Below are 20,572 nucleotides of genomic sequence, written 5' to 3' on the forward strand. Positions count from 1 at the left end.
GCCGCATAAACATCTACCTGGCCGCCGGGCACCACCACGCCCGGCGGCCCACAAACCTTGTCTACCAGTACTCCAGCTGAGGGTCCCCCGCTTCCGTGGAGGCATCGACTATAAGGAGATGTCATGCTGGGAGTGCGTAGGAAGTTCGATGCGGCGTTCGGTGAGGGAGCGGTCCGGATCGTGCGGGAGACTGATAAGAGTGTCGCGGTGGTGGCCCGTGATCTGGGGGTTGTGGCCCAGACGTTGGGTAACTGAGTGAAGGCGGGCGGGTCGGGGAGAACACCGTGGCCGACTCGATGGCGAGGCAGAATCTGGTGGCCAGGACCAAGAAACGCCGCAAGGGCCTGACCCGACCGGACAAGGCCGCGCGCCCCTTACCGGACCTGCTCAAGCGAGACTTCACCGCATCGGCGCCGAACCTGCGCTGGGTTGGTGACATGACCGAAATCGTGACTGACGAAGGGAAACTCTACTTGGCGACCGCGATCGACCTGCACTCCCGGCGAGTACTGGGCGCGGCCACCGGCATCCACCCGGACGCCGAGCTGGCCTGCGCGGCGATCCGGATGGCCGTCGCCGCCCGCGGCGGGGCCGTTGACGGGGTCGTCTTCACACCGACCACGGATCGACGTACACCACGACGGACTACTACAACCACCGCAGACGACACAGCGCCTGTGGGATCAGGACGGGTCGTTGATGAGACCGATGACCTGACGAGAGGCACCGAAGGACTTGGAAAGCCGGCCGGACGCTGGTTTCGTAGCGAAGATGAATCGCATTCTGGCCCTCTACAACCTGCCGCCGACTGATGGCGAATGATCTGCGTGGATGAGTTCGGGCTGCTGAACCTGCGGTCGGCGGCGAGACCGGAGCTCACCAACCTGCCGCTGAAACTTCTTCCGGCGCGAGCGATGAGTTTGCGATCCGACCCCGGTCTGTCTGAGTAACATGCTCGTACGCCCAGAGGGAGACTGACATGACCGCCATCCAGCAGCCGACCGTTGTCAAGCGCGGCCGCGCCCTGAACATCACCTTGTGGATCGCCCAGGTCATCCTGGCCGCGCTGTTCGTTTTGGTGGCCGTACCAAAACTTTTCGGCGACCCGACCGCGGTGGCGTCCTTCCACTCCATGGGCGTCGGCGACTGGTTCCGCTATCTGACCGGTGCCTGCGAGGTGGCCGGCGGCCTGTCGCTGCTGGTGCCGCGGCTCTGCGGCCCCGGCTCGATCGCGCTGGTCGGGCTGATGGCCTGCGCCACCGTCGCCAACCTGTTCTTCATCCCGGGAATGGCAGCGGCCGCCTTCGCCACCGTGCTGCTCGGCGCGATCCTCGCGCTGGTCGCCTGGGGCCGCTGGCCGCACACCGTCGCCTTCTACCGGATGGCGCGGTCCTTGATCAAGCGCTGACACCTAGATAGTCCGGCCGCCCCACCTGGGACGGCCGGACTTTTTTTTCAGCTGGAGAGCCGAGATATCGGGACTCGGGTGAACGTGATGTTCTCGTACGCACTGAAGTCGCCGGTCTCGTACAACACCGCGACGGTCTTCTGGTCAACTTGCACCAGGTCCGAATATGCCGCCGGCAGGCCGGAAAGGGTCAGACCGAGGGTGAAATTCACGCCCTGGTCGCGGCTGACCTGAAGGGACATCGCGGCCCGTTTGTTGTTCGGATCGTACGGACCGGAAAACAGCAACAGGTCGGGCTGGCTCAGCTGCAGCACACTTCCCTGCGAAATGGCCGCGACAATGGTGTCGTTCGGCGGGAATGGCTTGTCGAGTGTTTGGCCGCCATCAGAGGAATACGCGTCGGCGCGGTGGCCGGGTGCGGTGGCGTCGTTGCGAGTGTTGAAATAGAGCCGGCCGTCCGGCAGCTCGGTGGCAGTCGACTCGTTCACGTTGATGAAACCGTCGGGATTTTCGTCGATATAGCCAATGTGCCAGGTCTGGCCGAGATCGTCGCTGTAGATGTCGTGGCCGCTGTTGTATTTACCCTCCGCACCGGTGTCCGTGGTGCCGGGCGTGGTGGTGTGGTTCGCCGCGACGACCAGCCGGCCGGCGTGCGGGCCGCGACTGATCTGCAGCGCGTGACCGGGAGTGGTCGCGTACCAGCGCCAGTCGGGCTTCTTCGCCTGCGCGGTGATCTCCCGCAGCGCCGACCAGGTCGCGCCGTTGTCATCGCTGTATTGCACGAACGGCCGACGAGTGTCGGCCGCGGACACCTGGCCGCGGATGATCTGCGCCTCGGTCACCGAACCACCGTTGTGCACGGACAGCAGCACGATGCGGCCGGTGTTCGTCACCACCGGCGCCGGGTTCCCGATGGTGTCGGTGCCCTGGTCAGCCACCACCTGCAGCGGTCCCCACGTACACCCGCCGTCGCCGGAACGGCGCAGCACGATGTCGATGTTGCCGCTGTCGCCGCCCGAGTCCTTACGGCCCTCGGCGAACGCCAGGATCATGCCGTTGCGCGCCTTGACGACAGCCGGGATCCGGAAGGTGTTGTAGCCGCCGTCGCCCTTTTTGTACGGCACCGCGCCGCTGCAGCGCGCCGCCGGCGATTGCGCCACTAGCGCACCTATGGCGGTAGGCAACAAGGTCGCCGCGGCGATGACGCCGGCGACTCCGGCGAAAGTGCCCAAAACGGGCCAAAACTTGCGGTGCATCGGGCCTCCCTTCAGATGATGATGGTGGCGGCGGACATATGACATGGGACGTCCTTTGTCCTGCGCCGAACTTAGGCGCGCACGCCCTCGTCGTCAAGTGCCCAGGTTCCGCTCAGCGGACCATCTACAAGGCCCGTACCAGCACTTTCAGAGAAACCACAGACCTCGCTGATACCACTTGTCCACATCATCGTGAACAGAAGGAGCTTCATTCGGTCGGAAGGCTTTTCGGAAAGTCCTCGGTAACGGCAAATCACGCTCGCCCCGGCCATATGGCGGGTGTTTCGTTGCCCTTATGGACTACCCACGATGTCCCATCGCGTGCTTCGCCCGTAGGTTGGCACGAAGGGGCCATGCCACCAACGGGTCTGAGCCCTAGTTTGGTTGCATGGCTCACCTGAACGAGGTCCCGCTGGGCGTCGGCGCCGTCACCACCGCCCGGCCGCGGGCATGGCTGCTGTGGATCAGTCCACTGCTTGCCGTGCCGGCCGCCGGCCTGCTGCTGATGAACGCGCAGAAGGACCACTGGCAGTTCGCGCCGGCCAGCCTCGCGCTGCCGTTCGTCGCGCTGCTCGCGGCGGGCCTGCTGGCGCTGCTGCCGTTCGCCGTCTGGCGGCTGCGCAGGGGTGCCTGGCTGCAGGGCAGCGTGCTGGTCGTACGCGGCTTCCGTACCCGCCGAGTGGACCTCGCCACCGCCACCGACATCCGCACTGACCTGCACTTCAACCGGCTCAGCCGGGTCAGCCGGGCGGTCCCGGTGCTGCTCGTACGACACACCGGCGGCTGGGTCCGGATGCAGCTGGCCACCGACGACGGCCGGCTGCTGCTGGCCGACCAGCTGGCGTGCCTCGCCGGCGTCCTCCTGCGCTCCCCCGCCCCGAACGCGGCCGCCGTCGCCGGCCGCCTCTGCCAGGCCGCCCACCGGCAGGCCGTCGCCGGCCGCATCGGCGCCGCCCCGGTCCCGCAGACCCCGATCGCCGCCTAGCGTCGTGACAATCGGAATCCGATTGCACCAACAGGTGGCCGCTGACCTGCGGGTTTTGCGTCAGCCGTGACATTCGGACATATCAGCCCTACAAGGCCGACCTCGCCGCCCGGTAGTGCGCACTCCGCTGCGCATACCCCAGCCGGTCGGCCGCCGAGATAGCCGCATCGAGCAGCACCGCCGGCACCCACGTCAGTCGTACGACCGCGCCGTCCGCGACAGCGAAGGCCTGCGACGCGACCGCTGCCTCAGCCACGCCGGCGAGCCAGAACAGCTCCGACACGTACGACCGGCCGAGCCCGTAACGCTCCCAGCCCGGCACGTCGGCCAGCGCCAACCCACACCGCCGCAACGCTTCCCAGGCGGCATTGGTCCGGCCGGCCGTACGCTCCAGCTCGGCCAACTCCTGCCACCCGCCGGCCACGTCCATCGGTTCGCCGGCCAGGTCGATCAGCTCCCGTTGCGCGTCGGCGGCGCCGGCCGGGTCGCCCATCTCGGCCAGCCGGTAGCGCAGGCCGGACAGCGTCTCGCGGTCCCGCTCCCGACCGGCCGCCCACTCGTACAGCCACTGCCGCGCGAGGTCCGAGCGGCCGACGAGCTGCGCGCGATCGATCCACGTCATCGGATCCTCGGCCGTCTCGTCGGCCGGAAACCACGAGCGCCTGGCCGCGAACCAGTCCGCCAGCTCAGCCTCGGTCAGATCGATCGCGCGGTCCACCAAATAGTCGAGCAGGGCCTCCCGATCGGGAAGGTCGCTCTCGCGGACGTACGCGATGGTTGCCGACACTCCCGCCGCGAACAGATATTGCGTGTCATAGCCGGCGCCGGCGTCGAAATTGGCTCGCTTCAGGCCCCAGTGCCGTGTTACGTCCTGGAGCTGGCGGTGCTCGGCCACCAGAAAGCCGGCCAGCTCGGCCACTTCACCCAGCCCGTCCTGGGCCCGCCGGTACGCGATTTCCTGGTCCATCAGCCACCGCAACAGGAGCAGATCCGTCGGCCGCCGGTCGTACTGCAGCGCCCACAACACAGTGGCCCGCAGCTCGGGGTTTTCCAGCCCAGGCCATGGCGCCGGCGCCTGCCGCACCTGCTCCAAAACCCGCCGCGCCTGCCCCATCACCAGCCCAGCATGCCATCTCAGACCTGGTTGCCGAGCTTCCCTTCGCCCAGATCCTCAGCCACGCTGAAGCCGTCCGCGCCTACCCGGACCTTCTCCTCGCTGGCGGCCGCACTGCCCAACGCCCGCGGTTTGCCGTCCAGATCCAGCACGACCGTTCCTTCGGAATACCAGGAATGCACGACCGGATTGCCCCAGAAGTCGCGGCGCCGGTCGTCATGCACATCCCAGCGTACGGTCGGATTGTCCGGATCTCCGGTGTAGTAATCCGTCGTGTAGAGCTCGATCCGGTGGTTGTCAGGGTCGCGTACGTAGAGATAGAACGCGTTCGAGACGCCATGCCGGCCCGGGCCGCGCTCGATCATGCCCTGCTTGTTCAGCGCTCCCAGCAAATCGCAGGTGCTGAGGATGTTTCCGCGTTCGTGGGCGGCGAAAGCCAGGTGATGCAGCCGTGGCCCGTCACCGTTGGTCAGCGCGATGTCGTGCACGGTTTGCTTGCGAAAAAGCCAGGCAGCGTAAAGATTGTCAGCGTCCTCAATGGTTTCCGAGACACCGAAGCCGAGCTTGCGATAGTACGCTTCGGCTGCTGGCACGTCCGGTGTGAGGACATTGAAGTGGTCGAGCCGGGACAACGCGTTCGCCGGCTGCAGGTCATACCGCTGGGTCAGCCGCTCGACATGCGTGCAGTCGTAGAAAAACTCGATCGGGAATCCCAGCGGATCCTCGATGCGGACCGCCTCGCCGATGCCCAGTGTGGTGCCAGCCGGCACCCTTTGCACGCGTACGCCCAAATCCCTGAAATACGCCTCCGCCGCGTCCACCTCCTGTAGGCCACGCACGCGGTAGGACAACAAAGCCAGCGCGGGCGCCTCACCGAGCCGCAGCACCAGGCTGTGGTGGGTGTATTCCTCGTACGCACGCAGGTAAAGCGCGTCATCGGTCTCGGCGGTCACGACCAGACCGAGAACGTCCACATAGAACCAGCGAGCAGCGGCCAGGTCGGTGACGACCAGCTCAGCGTAGGCCGAGCGAATCACGTCTGGCGGCGCGATCGAAGCCATCTGAATTCCTCTCTAACGCGCGCCGAAACGCGGAGTGTGTACGTCGCCGGTGGCCACATGCACGATTTGTTCGTTGGTGTAGAAATCGATGCTGCGGTGACCGCCCTCATGGCCGACCCCGCTGGCTTTCACGCCGCCGAAAGGCGTCCGCAGGTCGCGGATGTTGTGCGAGTTCACCCACACCATGCCGGCGTCGATCGAGCTGGACACCCGGTGTGCGCGGCCCAGGTTTTCGGTCCAGACATAGCCGGCGAGGCCGTATTTCACGTCGTTGGCCAGCGAAATCGCCTCTTCTTCGGTGTCGAACGGCGTTATCGCCACCACCGGTCCGAAAATCTCCTCCTGGAAGATCCTCGCGGTGGACGGAACGTCCGCGAACACCGTCGGCTCCAGGTAGTTGCCCTCGGGCAGATGTGCTGGGCGAGAGCCGCCGGCGACCAGCCGGGCCTCGGTCTTGCCGATCTCGACGTACGAGAGCACCTTTGCGTAGTGCTCTGGATGTACCAGCGCGCCAACCTCGGTGGCCTTGTCAGAAGGCGGGCCTACGACGATTTTGCTGGCCCGTTCGGCATAGCGGTTAACGAAGTCGTCGTAGACGCTGCGCTCCACGAGAATTCGTGATCCGGCCGTACACCTTTCACCGTTCAGCGAGAAAACCCCGAACAGCGAGGAGTCCAGCGCGGCATCGAGGTCGGCGTCCGCGAAGATCACCACCGGTGACTTGCCGCCGAGCTCCATCGACAGCCCTTTGAGGTTTTCCGCGGCCGTCCGCATAATCGTCTGACCGGTCGTGGTCTCGCCGGTGAAGGAGATCCGTGGTACGCCCGGATGCTCGACCAGCGCCTGGCCGGCTTCTTCGCCGATCCCGTTGACCAGGTTGAAAACTCCGGCCGGCAGGCCGGCAGCGGCGAAGATCGGACCCCACAGGCTGGCCGACAACGGGGTGAACTCGGCCGGCTTCAACACGATCGTGCAGCCGGAGGCGAGCGCCGGCGCGAGTTTCCAGCTCTCCAACATGAAAGGCGTGTTCCACGGGGTGATCAGCCCAGCCACCCCTACCGGCTTGCGGACAACGTAGTTCAGCTGCGCACCCGGAACCCGGTAGGCGTCCTCGTTCATCGCCACGATCAGGTCGGCGAAGAACCGGAAGTTCTCGGCGGCCCGCTTGGCCTGGCCGAGCGCCTGGGTGATCGGCAGCCCGGTGTCGAAGGTTTCCAGCGCGGCCAGCCGTTCGCCCTGCGCCTCCACGGCATCGCCGATATTGTTCAAAACCCGGGCCCTCGCGCGAGCCGTCATGGTCGGCCATGGCCCACCGACAAAAGCGTCACGAGCCGCTCGTACGGCCAGGTCGATGTCCTCGGCCTGGCCGGCGGCGGCCGTCGCGTACGGCTGGTTGGACACCGGATCAGCGATGTCGAAGGTGGCGCCGGAACGGCTTGGCACCTCCTGCCCGCCAATGTGGTGCGGCAGGAACTTCGGCAGGTTTTCCGGGGTCATCTCAGGCCTTCTCGTCAAGGAGCGGGCTGAGCAGGTCCTCGCCCAGCGCCAGCAGCTGTTTGATTTTCACCAGGCCCGGCTCGGTCGGCGCGATCAGCGGCGGCCGGACATAGCCGGAGGCGATCAGGCCGCGCTGCTCCAACACCCACTTGGCCGGCGCTGGATTGGTCTCGACAAAGAGCAAATCGACCAGCGGGTGCAGCCGGAAATGCAGGTCGCGGGCGGTCGCGAAGTCGCCCTCCACCCAGGCCTGATACATTCGGGCCACCGCGGCCGGCGCGAGATTGGCCACCGCCGAAACGAAACCAACGCCACCGAGGCTCATCAAGGGCAGCGACAGCAGCTCGATTCCCGACCACACCAACAACTCCGGCCCGGCCGCGTAAAGTACCCGAGAGAAGTGCTCGAAGTCCTTGGTTGTTTCCTTGATGCCGACAATGTTGTCGAAATCGCGGAACAGCCGGGCCACCGTCTCTGGCGCGATGTCCACGGCGGTACGAGATGGCACGTTGTAGACGATGACCGGCAGGTCCGGATATTCCCGCGCCACGGTCGCGTACCACTGGTAGAGCGCTTCCTGGGTGGGCCGTGCGTAATAGGGCGTGATAATCAGTACGGCGTCCGCGCCGACTTCTCGCGCGATGCCGGTCAGCTCCAAGGTTTCGTCCAGCTTGGCCGATCCGGTCCCTGGTACGAACGGGACGGCATCACCAATTTCCTCGACGGCGGCTCGCATTCCGGCGGCCCGCTCGGCGATCGTCTGCGCGCTCGGCTCGCCGGTCGAGCCACCCAGCGAAATCCCGTGCGATCCGTTCGCCAGCTGCCAGCGGATCAGGTTGCGCAGGCCGTTGGTGTCCACCGCTCCCTCGGCGGTGAAAGGCGTCACGACCGGCGCGATCGAGCCCCTGATCGTGCTGGGATCACTGCGAAACTTCATTTCCCGCCACCTTCCAGCCACTGCTGGTACGCCGGTTTCCAGTCTTTGCCGAGCGGATAGAGCCCCTTGACCGAGTTTCCGGCCTGTACTTGCTCGACGATGAACCGCTCCTGCCGCTCCTGCTCAACCGTGTCGGCGGCCACCTCGGCGGCCAAGGCCAGCGGAATGACCAAAACCCCGTCGTCGTCGCCGACAATCACGTCACCCGGCTCGACCAGCGCGCCGCCGCAGCCAATCGCCACATCGGTCTCCCACGGCACATGCCGACGACCAAGCACCGCGGGATGGGCCACTCCGGCGAAAACCGGAATATCCAATGTGGACAGGGTGGCCGAGTCGCGGGCGCCGCCGTCGGTCACGATCCCGACCGCGCCACGGACTTGCGCGCGTAAAGCGAGAATATCCCCGATAGTGCCCGAACCGGCCTCGCCACGTGCCTCCATCACCAGCACCTCACCAGCACCGACCGCCTCAATGGCGCGTTTTTGGGCGTTGAAGCCGGCCCCGCGAGAGTCGGACAGATCCTCGCGCAGCGGCAGATATCTGAGCGTACGAGCGGTGCCGACCATTTTGCTGCCCGGCCGCAGGGGGTGTACGCCATCGATCGACACCGTGTTGAGGCCGCGTTTTCTGAGCTGAGCGCTCAAAGTCGCGACACTGACCGACGACAGCTGGGCTCGTACGGCCGGATCCAGACCCTTCGCGGGTTGCCCGTACGCCTCGGCGCGAGTCGTGTCATCGGCCTTGGGCGGCGCGCCGTACGTACCGACCGGCCCGTCGCCGGCGACCACCCGGTTGCGCAACCGGCCAGTGGTCAGCGCCGGATCGTCGAGACTGCCGACTTCCACCTCGACGACATCACCCGGCTGCGCGACGCTCGCGCCGGCCGGCGTGCCAGTCAGGATCACGTCGCCGGGTTGCAGCGTGAGCATCTCGGACAGGTCCGCGACCAGCTGGCCGAAGCCGAAGAAGAGACCCTCGCTGGTGTCGTCCTGAACAACCTCGCCGTTGAGATATGTCCTGATCCACAACCGGTCAGGCCGCACTTTCTCGGCCGGCAGCAGCTCCACACCGAGCGGCGTGAAGCCGTCACCGCCTTTGGATCGGACGTTCGAACCGCGGTCGGCGTACCTCATGTCGTAGACGCCCGCATCGTTGCCGGCGGTCACCCAGCGTACAGCCGCCCAGCCCTGCTCGGGCGTGACGCGATGGGTCGTACGACCGATGACCAGCGCGATCTCGCCCTCGAAGCCGAGCAGCTCGCAGCCCTGCGGACGTACCAGCGGCTGTTCGGTGGCGCTGAGTGACGAGACGGGTTTCAGGAAATACGACGGATGCGCCGGCGTCCGGCCACGCTGGGCCGCCCGGCTGGGGTAGTTGACGTGCACGGCGACGATCGCGCCCGGGCGACTGCCCAGGGCGGCGCTGACCGGATCCTGCATGCGCGACCTCCTCAGCTTCGTGTACGAAATCATATATGACGTTCCCGGAGCCCCCTGTCAGCGTTGCATTTCTCACCGTCGGGAGCCTGCCGGCCGCGCTGGCCTTAAAGTGACCCTCCAACCGATCCGCCACACGGGAGGCAGCATGCGCTCGGCGAAGGACTTCTTCCGGCCGCTGGCCGTCGGCGCCCCGACGCCGGTCCGGGAGATCCCGTTCCGGCCGTCCCGGATGATCCACTTCTTCGACCCGAGCAACCCGAAGATGGCCGCCAAGGTGCCGGACCTCGCGCCCAAGGTCGACGTGCTGCTGGGCAACCTGGAGGACGCCGTCCAGGCCAGCAACAAGGAAGCCGCCCGCAGCGGGCTGGTCGACATCGGCAAAGCGACCGATTTCGGTGATACGCAGCTGTGGACCCGGATCAACAGCCTCGATTCGCCCTGGGCGCTGGACGATCTGCTCACGCTCGTACCAGCGATCGGCGGCAAACTGGACGTCATCATGGTGCCCAAGGTCGAAGGCGCCGAGGATATTCATTACGTTGACCGGCTGTTGGCTCAGTTGGAAGCAAAAGCCGGCATCGAACGGCCCATCCTCGTACACGCGATCCTGGAAACCGCCACTGGCGTCGCCAACGTCGAGGAGATTTCCGGCGCCAGCCCACGCATGCAGGGCCTCTCGCTCGGGCCGGCCGACCTCGCCGCCAGCCGGCGGATGAAAACCACTCGGGTCGGCGGCGGCCATCCGGGTTATCTCGTACGATCCGACCCCATCGGCGACGACCTGACCTCTGGTCGTACGACCTATCAACAGGATTTGTGGCATTACACGGTCGCCCGGATGGTGGATGCCTGCGTCGCCAACGGAATCCTGCCCTATTACGGGCCTTTTGGCGATATTCGGGATGTCGTCGCCTGCGAAGACCAGTTCCGCAATGCGTACCTGCTCGGCTGCGTCGGCGCCTGGAGCCTGCACCCCGCGCAGATTCCCATCGCCCGCAAGGTTTTCTCGCCCGACCCAGCCGAAGTACGGTGGGCCCGACGAGTCATCGCGGAGATGGGCGACGGCACCGGCGCGGTGATGATCGACGGCAAAATGCAGGACGACGCGAGCGTGAAGCAATGCCGGGTGGTCGCGGAGTTGGCGGACGCGCTGGCCGAACGCGATCCCGAGCTGGCCAAGGCGTACGCGGCTTCCGAGGAGGACGCGTGACATCCGTACGACCGCGCCGATCCGTCCTCTACATGCCTGGCGCGAACGAGCGTGCGTTGGAAAAGGCCAAAACCCTGCCCGCGGACGCGTTGATCCTCGATCTGGAGGACGCGGTCGCGCCGGATGCCAAGGCAGAGGCCCGAAAACGCGTGTGCGCGGCCGCCTCCTCCGGTGCGTACGGCCAGCGGGAAATCGCCATTCGGGTCAACGCCGCCGACACCGAGTGGCACGCCGAAGACCTGGCGGCGGCGGCGGCAGCCCAGCCGGACGCGATCCTGGTGCCCAAAGTGAGCTCGGCCGCTGCCGTACGAGCCCTGGAAAGCTCGCTGGGGTCGTCCCGGATCGCGTTGTGGGCCATGGTCGAAACGCCCGAGGCGATGCTGAATGCCACTGCTATCGCCACCGCGTCGGAGCGACTGACCGTTCTTGTCATGGGCACCAACGATTTGGCGAACGAGCTGCACGCCGAGTACGTGCCCGGCCGCGCACCGCTGCTCACCGGGTTGTCTCTGTGCCTGCTGGCAGCACGCGCCGCGGGCAAGGTGATCCTGGACGGGGTTTACAACGACGTCAAGGATCTGGACGGCTTTGAGACCGAATGCCTGCAGGGCCGGCAGTTCGGTTTCGACGGGAAAACCCTGATCCACCCCTCCCAGCTCGCTCCCTGCAACAGAATCTTCGCGCCATCAGACGCCGAGGTGGAAAAGTCGCGGCGGATCATCGACGCTTTCTCCCAAGCCCAGGCTGAAGGTCGTGGTGTGGTCACCGTCGACGGCCGGATGATCGAGAACCTGCACATACGCAATGCTGAGCGAATTTTGGCTCTAGCGGACGCGATCAGCGCTGGTTAAGGGCGAGCTCGGCGAAGACGGCTCGATGATCCGAGCCGGGAATCGTCTGCTCGCCGGCTCGGACCGCGGTCAGACCGCTGCCGTGCAACACGTGGTCCAGCTGGAAAACCGGCAGCACCGAAGGCCAGGTCGGCGCCCAGCCGCGGCCCAACTCGGCGTGGCTGTCGATCAGCCCGTCGGCCAGCAGGTTGCGCATGGTGGCATGGTCGAGGGTCGCATTGAAATCGCCGAGAAAGACGGTGTCCTTGCCGGCGGTCTTCGCCGCCCCACCGAGCGCCTGCAGATCTTGCGCCCATCTTTGCGGGTCGCCCGGCGGATAGTACGTGTGCACCGCGACGATGGTCACCGTCCGACCACCGACCATGATCTGCGCTGTCGGCTGCTGCCATTTCGTCGCGGCCTTCAGCAGTCCACTGAGGACCAGCGGATAGCGGGAATAAATCGAGGAATCGATCTCGGGATGCAACTCATGATAGGGCAACAGTTTCCCGATGCCTGCGCGGTCGAGCGCCTGCACACCGGCCGCGGTGAATTCCTCCAGCGAAAGCACGTCGATTTGCTCGGACCGTACCAACGCCATAATGGTTTGCGGATCGGCCTTGCCCACGTCGGTGTTGGCGGCGGCCACCCGCAGGCGTACCGAGCTGGCCGTGGTGTTGTGCGGGATGAATCGGGGCACCACTTGGAAGAGCTGCGTGACCACCAGGGCGATCGCGAGCACCAGAAGCAATCGCCCGCTGGCCGCCAGCACCACGAGCGTGAGCACAATGGTGGCGGCCACCGCGTACGGGAATCCGGCCATCGGCAAGGCGAGATACGTGCCGTCGTCGAGACCGAGCAGCCGGACAGCGGTCAGAGCCGCGGTAAAGAACAGCAAAAACCCACAGCAGAAAAGCAAAAGTCCACGCAGCACCCTTCCGACACCGGTCGGTTGCCGGCGTTGTGACGCCACCTGCGGGTAATCATCGATTCTGGTCATTACGATTCACTGTAGGTCGGCGGCCAGCGCCGAAAATCAGCCTGAAGGGACCTGTCTGATGCCACCAGAGGATGACACCGCCACATTGACCGCGCTGGCGACCCGTGCTCTCGCCGCCGCCGGCCAGGGCGACATGGTGTGGGGCCACCTTGCGGTGCGCGACCCGCAGGGGCGCGGTGTCTGGATGAAAGCCCGCGGCTGGGGTTTGGAAGAGATCACCGCGGATCGGGTCGGGCTGGTGTCCTGGGACGGCCAGCCGCTGGCTGGCGATCCACACCTGCATCTGGAGTTTCCCATTCACACCGAGGTGATGCGGGCCCGTACGGAGGTGAATGTGACCGTCCACACGCATTCCGCCGCGGTCAACGCCTTCAGCGCGCTCGGCGTGCCGCTGCGGCCACTCAGCCACGACGCCGTGTGGTTTACCGAGCACGGGCTGCCACGCCACACCGCGACGGCCAATCTCGTACGGACGGCTGAGCTGGGGCGGGCTTTGGCGGCGGATCTCGGCGCGGCCCGCGCGTGTCTCATGCCGCAACACGGTTTGGTGGCCGTCGGTGTCGATGCCGCGCACGCGGTGATGACCGCGATTCTGTTGGAACGGGCCTGTTCCGTACAACTGGCCGCGCAGTCCGCCGGTGAGGTGCGGCATTGGACCAGCGACGAGGAAAGCCTGGAAAAGGCGCCGATCTGCTGGGCCCCCAGCCAAATCGAAGCCGGCTGGCAGTATTGGGTCCGCCGCGCTACCGCATATCGGTGATGGCGAGGTTGGTGTAGGCGGCCGTGCTGTCCTCGGTGACCAGGCCGACCTGGCCGTTGAGCAGCACGGGGAAAGTGCCGGAGAAAGTGCGTTGCTGCATCACCGTGCCGTCGAGAGAAAACTCGTACGAGGCGCCGGTTTTGAGGACGCTCAACCGATGCGCCACGGTCGGATCGAACCCGGCCGGCAGGTTGGCATTCTGCCATGGTTGCTCGGTCCCTTGGACAACCGCGTGGGTCGCCAGCACGTTGTTCTTGCGGTCGATGAAAACCTCGACGTGGTTGTTCCGGTCGTCGTACGACGCGTAGATCCCGTATTTCGGGAAGCCGGACGTGGTCCCGGTGCCGGTCCATGTCGTATCGACCGTCACTCGATATGTCTCGTAATTCGGGTTGGAAGCGCGGAAAAGTCGGGTCCACCCAACGCCACCAAAAGAAGTCAGGGTCGCCCCAGCCGGACTTGTCACGGTCCAGCTTCCCACCGAACGGCCGTCATTCACGCCTTCGGCCAGATCGCCGAACGCGTCGCCCCAGCCCTGGTTGTACGGGTTGGGGCTGCCGGTCGAACCCAGCTCACCCGACGGCGCCTGCAACGGAACTCCGTCGGCGACCGGGTAGCCCAGCAGCGGGCTTCCGTCGGTGTCCCAATAAAGCCGCTGCAACCGCAGCTCCCGGCCGGAGTCGCAGGCGTTCGTGTTGGAGTGCACCAGAAACCAGTCTTCGACCCCGTCGACCGTACGAATCGGGACGAAGGACGCGGGACCTTTCACTCCACTGTGGTATTTGAAAATCGGACCGGTTTTCGTCCAGCCAGCCGCATCGAGCAGATTGCCGCTGGTGTTCGTCAGCAGTCCCACCGCATAGCTGTCGGTGCCACAGAAACTGCCGGAGTACGTGATGAAAGTCTTGCCACCGTGTTGGAAACCGACCGGCCCCTCATTGACCTTCAGCCCGGCGGTTTCCCATGGTCGGTCCGGTTGGGACAGCAACACCCGGTTGCCACTCACGTGCAGCGGGTCACTCATGGGCGCGAGGTAGATGTTCTGCTCCGATCCGGAGCTGTCCGGCCATCCGGACCAGGTCAGGTAAAGCTTGCCGTCCGAAGTCTGGAAAACATCCGGGTCGATCGCCCACAGCCCGCTGGACTCGGTTAACTGGCCATGCGCGGCGCCAGTGGTCGCTTCCGCGTACGCGCCGGTGGGGTCGCTGGTCTTCGCCTTGAGCACGAAAAGCCGGTGGGCGGAGCCGGCGCCGGCGGTGTAATAGATGTAGAAAGCGCCATTGATCGAGTGGATTTCCGGCGCCCACACCTCAGCGCAGTTGGCGGCCGGACAGCCGGGAATCTGGAAGACCGTGAACCGGGTCGCCGATCCCAGGCCGGTCAGGGTGGCCGAGGACCACACACAGATATAGCCGCCGGCGCAGCCGTCCGTCGAGGTGTAGTAATACTTTCCGCCCGACGAAATGATGTGCGGATCGGACCGGTTGGTGACCACCGGATTGGTAAAAGTCCCCGCGGCGGTTCGCGGCGCGCCAGCGGCGCCGGTCGTGCCAGCTACCAATGCCAGCAGCGACACGACGACCGCAATCCACCGGAAAGACCACTTCTGAGCAGCACCCACGCGCACGGCCACGCCTCCCACCCTCGGCCCCGCAGGCTCACAATATTTCGGCCAGCCGTCAAGCCTGAAAGCCGGACGGATCGAAATCGACAGTGAAAACCATCACTGCGACTCGCGCAGGATCGTGCGCAGGCCGGTGATGAAGATGCCCACCGCCTGGCGGGCCCGCGCGTCGGCTGACTGCCGACGGTCGGTGGTCGCCAGGCCGCGAGCCACCGCCTTCAACCGCACTCTGTCCTGCAGATCTCGCAGCGTTTTCCCGTCCGGCAACGACTGTTCCTCGGCCGTACGGCCGATCACGAAGCTCATCAGTGATCCTGCGGACAAAACCGCGTCATGCAGGTCGAACCCCGCATCGGTCAACACCGTGACGGTCTGGTCCAGCCAGGTCGCGAGCGCGGCGGCCCTGCTCAGGTCGGCGCCGGCGGCCACCCGCGCGCCGTCCTGATGTTTGAGCAGGCCACGGCGCAGCAGCGCGGCGGCCCGATGCAGCCACTGCCACCACTGCTCATCCGCCTTCCGGCCGCGAAGCCCGGCCAGACCGCCGGCCACCATCGCGTCGGTCAGGTAGTCCAGAAGGGCGCGTTTGTTGGCCACATGCCAGTAAAGCGCCGGTGCCTGCACATCCAACTCCTTGGCGATCCGCCGCAGAGTCAGCTTTTCCAGGCCGTCCTCGTCCAGCAGCCGGAGGGCGACCACGACCACCCGGTCTCTGGTCAGCGGCTCCCGCTCGGTGTCACTCGCCACCTTGACACCTTAACAAGTTAAGGGAACGATCGGCAACAGACGCCATTTAACTTGTTAAGGAGATCTGATGAGGATCATCATCGCCGGGGCCGGACCGGTCGGTCTGATGCTGGCCGCCGAACTGCGGCTGTTCGGCGTGACCGTGACCGTGGTGGAGAAACTGGCCGAGTCGACCGGTTTTTCCAAGGCCGGTGGGCTGCATCCGCGTACGGTGGAGTCAGCGGAGCTGCGCGGGATGGTCGAGGGGCTGCGGGCGCGGGCCGAGCGCAAGTCCAGCCGGCTCCGGTCGTACCAGGCGAGGGCGCGGGGCATTCCGCTGGCGCATTTCGCCGGCATCCGGACGATCCGGCTGGACCGGCTGCCCACCAACCAGGCCGGCTTCCTCGGGATCCAGCAGGCCGACCTGGAGGATTTCCTCGCCCAGCGGGCCATCGGGCTCGGCGCGACCCTCCTACGTGGACACGAGATCGTCGGTCTCCACCAGGACGCGGACCAAGTGACCGTGTCGGTGATCGGCCCGGACGGCCGCACGGACCTGCGGGCCAGTTACCTCGTCGGCTGCGATGGCGGCCGGAGCACCGTTCGTACGCTCGCGGGCTTTCCCCTCGACGGCCACGAACCCACGATCACCGGCCGGCTCGGCGACGTGGCAGTGCCGGAGCTGCTGGAAAACCCCGGCGCCGGCTGGCATCGGCTGGACGGCGGCGTGATCCAGGTGACGCCACTGCGGGTGCTGACCGTCGAGTTCGACAGTCCGCCCACGGACAGGGCCGACCGGGACCAGCCGATGACCAAGGCGGAGCTGGCCGCATCGCTGGCGCGAGTGGTCGGCCGGCCGGTCGATATTCCCGCGGAACCCCAGTGGGTGTCCCGTTTCACCGACAACACCCGGCTGGTTGACACGTACCGCCGCGGCCGAGTTCTGCTCGCCGGCGACGCCGCGCACATCCATTCCCCTTTTGGTGGCCAGGGCTTGAATCTCGGCCTTCAGGACGCGATGAACCTGGGCTGGAAACTGGCCGCCACGCTGCAGGGCTGGGCCGGCGACGAAGTGCTCGACACGTACACCGCCGAGCGCCGGCCGGTCGCGGCCGGCGTGCTGCACAACACCCGCGCCCAGGTCGCCCTGATGAACCCCAGTCCGCAGGTCACCCCGCTCCGCGAGCTTTTCACCGAGATGATGGACATCCCCGAGGTGAACCAGTTCCTCGGCGCCATGATCACGGCGCTGGACGTACGCTACGACTGCGGCGAATTCCTGCCACCGGCCAAAGTTCGTACACCCGACGGCACGGTCGCGGCCCGCGAGTTGCTCCACAGTGGACGACCGGTCCTGCTGGATCTGAGCCCGGACAGCACATTCGCTCATGCCGCCGCCCGGTGGGGCGACTGGGTCCACATCATCACCGGTGAGTCCGACGAAATTGGCAGTGTGCTCGTACGGCCGGATGGCTATGTCTGTTGGGAGGACACCTCACCGGACGATCTGACGATCACTCTGCGAACGTGGTTCGGCGGGTAGTTGGACGCATGAATATCGGTGGGAGAGGATGGCGACAAAGGACAGTCACCAATGAGGGAGTGCCGATCGTGCCAACTGTGGCCGAACAGCTCGTCCGGACGCTGCGGCGGGCCGGAGTCAGCCGAGTCTACGGCATCGTGGGCGACAGCCTGAACCCGATCGTCGACGCCATCCGGCGCACCGAAGGCATCGAGTGGGTGCATGTACGACATGAGGAGGCGGCCGCCTTCGCCGCCGCCGCCGAGGCGCAGCTGACCGGAAAACTGGCGGTGTGTGCGGGCAGTTGCGGCCCGGGCAACCTGCACCTGATCAATGGCCTTTACGACGCGCATCGCAGTGGCGCGCCGGTGTTGGCGATCGCCTCGCACATCCCGTCCGGACAGATCGGTTCCGGCTATTTCCAGGAAACTCACCCGGAAAGCCTCTTCACCGAATGCAGCCATTTCAGCGAGCTGGTCTCCCAGCCGGAGCAGATGGCCAGGCTGTTGCGTACGGCCATGCAAACTTCCGTTGGCCGGCGCGGAGTTTCGGTGTTGACGATCCCTGGCGACATCGCCGAACGCAAAGCGTATGGCAGCGACGAGGATTTCCGGCCAGCAGAGCCGGGCGCGGTGGTGCCCCCACCCACCACCGTCGACCAGCTCGCCACCTTGCTCAACAACGGCGAGAAGGTGATGCTTTTCTGCGGCGCCGGCTGCGAAAACGCGCATGATGACGTGATGGAGTTGGCCAGCTGGCTGCAGGCGCCGGTGGGCCATTCCTTTGGTGGCAAGGAATGGATCCAGTACGACAATCCGTACGACGTGGGCATGAGTGGCCTGCTCGGCTACGGCGCCTGCTACGACGCGATGCACGCGGCGGACCGGATCGTGATGCTGGGCACCGATTTCCCGTACGACACGTTCCTGCCGCAGGCCAAGACCATCCAGGTGGACATCGAGCCGGCACACCTGGGCCGTCGGACCGTGCTGGATCTGGCGGTGCACGGCTCGGTCGCCGAAACCATCCGGGCCGTGTTGCCCAAGCTGACCCAGAAAACCGACCCGTCGTTCCTGCACCAGATGTTGCGAGAGCACACCCGCAAACTCGAAGTCGTCGTTGACGCGTACACCAAGAACATCGAGCACCGGACGCCGATCCATCCAGAATATGCGGCGAAAGTCCTCGACGAGGTGGCCAACGACGACACGGTTTTCACCGTGGACACCGGCATGGGCTGCGTGTGGGCGGCCCGTTACCTGACGCCGAACGGAAAACGCCGAGTGCTCGGCTCTTTTCGGCACGGCAGCATGGCCAACGCGCTACCGCACGCGATTGGCGCGCAGCTGGCGGCCCCGGGCCGCCAGGTGGTGTCGATTTCCGGTGACGGCGGGCTGGCCATGCTGATGGGCGAATTGCTCACGTTGTCGTCCGCGGATCTGCCGGTCAAGGTCGTCGTCTTCAACAATGCGACACTGGGCATGGTGAAACTGGAAATGCTGGTCGACGGCCTCCCCGACTACGGTACTGACCATCCGCCGGTCGACTTCGCCGGCATCGCCCGGGCCGCCGGAGTTCACGCCGTACGAGTGGAAAAACCAGCCGAGGTAAGAGACGCTTTGGTGGAGGCGTTCGCGCATCCGGGTCCGGCCCTGGTCGATCTGGTCACCGATCCGTATGCGCTGGCCGTGCCACCGCGGGTCACCGGCCGACAGGTGCGTGGTTTTGCCGCCGCGATCAGCCGGACCGTGCTGACCGGCGGCGTCGGCGACATGGTGGAGATGGCCCGCGCGAACCTGCGAAACGTGCCCCGCCCGTGACCGTGCCGGTGCACCGGGTCCGCGATGGCCAGGAGTCGCTGCTGATTGCCGCGCTGCTGGCCATCGCCAGCGGGTTCCTGGACGCGCTGACCTATCTGAACCACGGCCAGGTTTTCGCCAACGCGATGACCGGAAACATCATCCTCACCGGGGTAGCCGCGGCCGGCGGCCATTGGCCGGACACAGCCCAGCACGCGTTGCCGATCGCCGCGTTCCTGGTGGGTGCACTGGTGGGCGAGAGCATTATGCAGCCCGCTGCCCGCAAATACATCCGCTGGCCGGCGGCCACCACGCTGGGACTGGAGATCGTGTTCCTGGTGGTGGTCGCCGGTCTGCCGACGGTCTTCACGACCGGCTGGTTGGCGCTCGGTATTTCGTTTGCCGCCGCGCTGCAGTCCACCTCGTTCCGAAAGGTGGGCGATCAGTCGTACAGCACCATCGTCACCACGAACAACCTGCGTTCACTGGTCAGCAACGCGTTTTCAGCCGTACGCACCAAGAACTGGCGTCTCACGCTGTGGTTCGGGATGGTCTGCCTGTCTTTCCTGGTCGGCGCCGCGATCGGCGCGCTGGCCACGATGGCCCTGGGCGACCGGGCACTGTGGATCGCCGCCGGCATCCTGACCGCCGCCTTCGCCCTGCTCACGTACGGATTATGGCACGAACGCAAAGCCTAGTTGTTATTGATGAAATTCTGCGCGGCTTGTTGTCCGAGGGTCACCGCGGAGTCATGTGACTCGATGGGATCCGCAGTGGTGTTGGAGAAGACGATATAGGTGACACCGTCGTCGACACCGCCCGAGCGCGGGTCCGGGTCGATCCCGAGAGCCTGGGCGGTCGCGTACGAGGCCTCCCCGACCTTGTTTGGTGAGTCAGTGTCCCCAAACACGGCGTATTCGACTTTGCCGTCATAGATCACTGCCGCCACCGACCCGCCGTCGATGCCATTCTGATGCCAGTCCCAGTTGCTGCTGTCGCGCGGCATCACGATATACGGCAGCTGAGCGGCATTGAGCGCTTGTCCGTCCGACTGGTGGAAAGTCGTGTCATCCTGATAGCAGCAGTCGGTGTTCTCGTTGCACTGATCCGTACGCTGGCCGTCGCAGTCGACATCCATGTCCGCTTGGTAGAACACCGCTCCGTTGGCGCCACACACGTTCACGTTCCGCGGCGAGTCCTCGTCCTCCTGCAGCGGCTCCTTGGTCAGCTTTGTCGTACAGTTGCCGACCTTCGCGAGCAACTGGCTCGCGGTCGGGCCGGAATCCAGCGGACGTACGGCAGCGGCGCCGACCGGCGACATCGACGCCAGCACCATCACGACCGCGAATCCGCCAGCCGCGACCAGCGTTTTCCATCTACGCACAGGCTTTCCTTCCTGCCGAG

Annotated in this window: 20 protein-coding genes; 10 read left to right on the top strand and 10 right to left on the bottom strand. The window is 65.9% G+C overall.

Going from position 1 to position 20,572, the window contains the following annotated elements; all coding sequences use genetic code 11:
- The first annotated feature begins 123 nt into the window (after positions 1-123).
- From ABD301_RS04505 to ABD301_RS04515, 3 genes are all read left to right on the top strand, one after another.
- Entirely contained in the window at positions 124-255 is a 132-nt protein-coding gene (locus ABD301_RS04505) for a transposase (protein ID WP_163572128.1), read from the top strand.
- Positions 256-284: 29 nt separating this feature from the next.
- A complete protein-coding gene (locus ABD301_RS42290) occupies positions 285-812 on the top strand; it encodes a DDE-type integrase/transposase/recombinase (RefSeq protein WP_425551885.1) in 528 nt (175 codons plus the stop codon).
- Positions 813-979: 167 nt separating this feature from the next.
- Positions 980-1,408, top strand: a complete 429-nt coding sequence (locus ABD301_RS04515) for a DoxX family protein (protein ID WP_344307413.1) — start codon at positions 980-982, stop codon at positions 1,406-1,408.
- Positions 1,409-1,455: 47 nt separating this feature from the next.
- Here the strand turns inward: ABD301_RS04515 and ABD301_RS04520 are convergent, their stop codons facing one another.
- A complete protein-coding gene (locus ABD301_RS04520; protein ID WP_163572127.1) occupies positions 1,456-2,664 on the bottom strand; it encodes a sialidase family protein in 1,209 nt (402 codons plus the stop codon).
- 388 nt (positions 2,665-3,052) lie between these two features.
- Here ABD301_RS04520 and ABD301_RS04525 point away from each other — a divergent pair, with 388 nt between their 5' ends.
- On the top strand, positions 3,053-3,649 hold the full coding sequence (locus ABD301_RS04525) for a hypothetical protein (RefSeq protein ID WP_344307417.1): 597 nt from the start codon (positions 3,053-3,055) through the stop codon (positions 3,647-3,649).
- Between the two features lie 88 nt (positions 3,650-3,737).
- On the opposite strand, the gene ABD301_RS04530 is transcribed toward ABD301_RS04525, so the two are convergent.
- Genes ABD301_RS04530 through ABD301_RS04550 form a run of 5 tightly spaced genes read right to left on the bottom strand, consistent with a single transcriptional unit; the run spans position 3,738 to position 9,700 of the window.
- Positions 3,738-4,766, bottom strand: coding sequence for a hypothetical protein (locus ABD301_RS04530; protein WP_344307419.1), 1,029 nt, complete (start codon positions 4,764-4,766; stop codon positions 3,738-3,740).
- Positions 4,767-4,783: 17 nt separating this feature from the next.
- Positions 4,784-5,824, bottom strand: coding sequence for a 3,4-dihydroxyphenylacetate 2,3-dioxygenase (gene hpaD, locus ABD301_RS04535; protein ID WP_344307421.1), 1,041 nt, complete (start codon positions 5,822-5,824; stop codon positions 4,784-4,786).
- Between the two features lie 12 nt (positions 5,825-5,836).
- Complete coding sequence (hpaE, locus tag ABD301_RS04540; RefSeq protein ID WP_344307423.1) at positions 5,837-7,321, bottom strand: 5-carboxymethyl-2-hydroxymuconate semialdehyde dehydrogenase; 1,485 nt, start codon at positions 7,319-7,321, stop codon at positions 5,837-5,839.
- 1 nt (position 7,322) lies between these two features.
- Positions 7,323-8,258, bottom strand: coding sequence for a 4-hydroxy-tetrahydrodipicolinate synthase (gene dapA, locus ABD301_RS04545; protein ID WP_344307425.1), 936 nt, complete (start codon positions 8,256-8,258; stop codon positions 7,323-7,325).
- Positions 8,255-9,700, bottom strand: coding sequence for a fumarylacetoacetate hydrolase family protein (locus tag ABD301_RS04550; RefSeq protein WP_344307427.1), 1,446 nt, complete (start codon positions 9,698-9,700; stop codon positions 8,255-8,257). The genes dapA and ABD301_RS04550 overlap by 4 nt, the downstream gene beginning before the upstream one ends.
- 145 nt (positions 9,701-9,845) lie before the next feature.
- On the opposite strand from ABD301_RS04550, the gene ABD301_RS04555 reads away from it, so the two are divergent.
- Complete coding sequence (locus tag ABD301_RS04555) at positions 9,846-10,910, top strand: HpcH/HpaI aldolase/citrate lyase family protein (RefSeq protein ID WP_163572123.1); 1,065 nt, start codon at positions 9,846-9,848, stop codon at positions 10,908-10,910.
- Positions 10,907-11,761 (top strand): HpcH/HpaI aldolase/citrate lyase family protein, encoded by an 855-nt coding sequence (locus tag ABD301_RS04560; RefSeq protein WP_279582245.1) that lies wholly within the window; start codon positions 10,907-10,909, stop codon positions 11,759-11,761. The genes ABD301_RS04555 and ABD301_RS04560 overlap by 4 nt, the downstream gene beginning before the upstream one ends.
- Here ABD301_RS04560 and ABD301_RS04565 read toward each other — a convergent pair.
- On the bottom strand, positions 11,748-12,740 hold the full coding sequence (locus tag ABD301_RS04565) for an endonuclease/exonuclease/phosphatase family protein (RefSeq protein WP_344307436.1): 993 nt from the start codon (positions 12,738-12,740) through the stop codon (positions 11,748-11,750). The genes ABD301_RS04560 and ABD301_RS04565 overlap by 14 nt on opposite strands.
- A 58-nt stretch (positions 12,741-12,798) precedes the next feature.
- Between ABD301_RS04565 and ABD301_RS04570 the strand changes: the two genes are divergently transcribed.
- Positions 12,799-13,500 carry a class II aldolase/adducin family protein gene (locus tag ABD301_RS04570; protein WP_344307438.1) on the top strand — a complete coding sequence of 234 codons (702 nt, stop codon included), beginning with the start codon at positions 12,799-12,801 and terminating at the stop codon, positions 13,498-13,500.
- Here ABD301_RS04570 and ABD301_RS04575 read toward each other — a convergent pair.
- Together ABD301_RS04575 and ABD301_RS04580 are read right to left on the bottom strand one after the other, a co-directional pair.
- The gene (locus ABD301_RS04575) at positions 13,484-15,133 is read right to left on the bottom strand and encodes a glycoside hydrolase family 43 protein (RefSeq protein ID WP_163572121.1); all 1,650 of its coding nucleotides are present in this window, start codon (positions 15,131-15,133) and stop codon (positions 13,484-13,486) included. The two genes, ABD301_RS04570 and ABD301_RS04575, sit on opposite strands and share 17 nt — an antisense overlap.
- 90 nt (positions 15,134-15,223) lie before the next feature.
- Positions 15,224-15,868 (bottom strand): TetR/AcrR family transcriptional regulator C-terminal domain-containing protein, encoded by a 645-nt coding sequence (locus ABD301_RS04580; protein ID WP_344307442.1) that lies wholly within the window; start codon positions 15,866-15,868, stop codon positions 15,224-15,226.
- 67 nt (positions 15,869-15,935) lie between these two features.
- Here ABD301_RS04580 and ABD301_RS04585 point away from each other — a divergent pair, with 67 nt between their 5' ends.
- The 3 genes from ABD301_RS04585 (at position 15,936) to ABD301_RS04595 (ending at position 19,866) form a co-directional block, all read left to right on the top strand.
- Positions 15,936-17,390 (top strand): FAD-dependent monooxygenase, encoded by a 1,455-nt coding sequence (locus ABD301_RS04585; RefSeq protein WP_344307444.1) that lies wholly within the window; start codon positions 15,936-15,938, stop codon positions 17,388-17,390.
- A 65-nt stretch (positions 17,391-17,455) separates the two neighbouring features.
- Complete coding sequence (locus tag ABD301_RS04590) at positions 17,456-19,189, top strand: pyruvate dehydrogenase (RefSeq protein ID WP_344307766.1); 1,734 nt, start codon at positions 17,456-17,458, stop codon at positions 19,187-19,189.
- On the top strand, positions 19,186-19,866 hold the full coding sequence (locus tag ABD301_RS04595) for a YoaK family protein (protein ID WP_344307446.1): 681 nt from the start codon (positions 19,186-19,188) through the stop codon (positions 19,864-19,866). The genes ABD301_RS04590 and ABD301_RS04595 overlap by 4 nt, the downstream gene beginning before the upstream one ends.
- Here the strand turns inward: ABD301_RS04595 and ABD301_RS04600 are convergent.
- Entirely contained in the window at positions 19,863-20,552 is a 690-nt protein-coding gene (locus ABD301_RS04600; protein WP_344307448.1) for a glycoside hydrolase family 75 protein, read from the bottom strand. The two genes, ABD301_RS04595 and ABD301_RS04600, sit on opposite strands and share 4 nt — an antisense overlap.
- Positions 20,553-20,572: the final 20 nt, after the last annotated feature.

The organism is Fodinicola feengrottensis (genome assembly GCF_039530045.1).
Classification (GTDB): domain Bacteria; phylum Actinomycetota; class Actinomycetes; order Mycobacteriales; family HKI-0501; genus Fodinicola; species Fodinicola feengrottensis.

Bases quoted from the DNA above. Each gene is read 5' to 3' on its own strand.
- ABD301_RS04520 (WP_163572127.1), bottom strand. From the start codon at position 2,664: ATGCACCGCAAGTTTTGGCCCGTTTTGGGCACTTTCGCCGGAGTCGCC.
- ABD301_RS04550 (WP_344307427.1), bottom strand. From the start codon at position 9,700: ATGCAGGATCCGGTCAGCGCCGCCCTGGGCAGTCGCCCGGGCGCGATC.
- hpaD (WP_344307421.1), bottom strand. From the start codon at position 5,824: ATGGCTTCGATCGCGCCGCCAGACGTGATTCGCTCGGCCTACGCTGAG.
- ABD301_RS04505 (WP_163572128.1), top strand. From the start codon at position 124: ATGCTGGGAGTGCGTAGGAAGTTCGATGCGGCGTTCGGTGAGGGAGCG.
- ABD301_RS04565 (WP_344307436.1), bottom strand. From the start codon at position 12,740: ATGACCAGAATCGATGATTACCCGCAGGTGGCGTCACAACGCCGGCAA.
- ABD301_RS04515 (WP_344307413.1), top strand. From the start codon at position 980: ATGACCGCCATCCAGCAGCCGACCGTTGTCAAGCGCGGCCGCGCCCTG.
- hpaE (WP_344307423.1), bottom strand. From the start codon at position 7,321: ATGACCCCGGAAAACCTGCCGAAGTTCCTGCCGCACCACATTGGCGGG.
- ABD301_RS04555 (WP_163572123.1), top strand. From the start codon at position 9,846: ATGCGCTCGGCGAAGGACTTCTTCCGGCCGCTGGCCGTCGGCGCCCCG.
- ABD301_RS04585 (WP_344307444.1), top strand. From the start codon at position 15,936: ATGAGGATCATCATCGCCGGGGCCGGACCGGTCGGTCTGATGCTGGCC.
- ABD301_RS04570 (WP_344307438.1), top strand. From the start codon at position 12,799: ATGCCACCAGAGGATGACACCGCCACATTGACCGCGCTGGCGACCCGT.
- dapA (WP_344307425.1), bottom strand. From the start codon at position 8,258: ATGAAGTTTCGCAGTGATCCCAGCACGATCAGGGGCTCGATCGCGCCG.
- ABD301_RS04525 (WP_344307417.1), top strand. From the start codon at position 3,053: ATGGCTCACCTGAACGAGGTCCCGCTGGGCGTCGGCGCCGTCACCACC.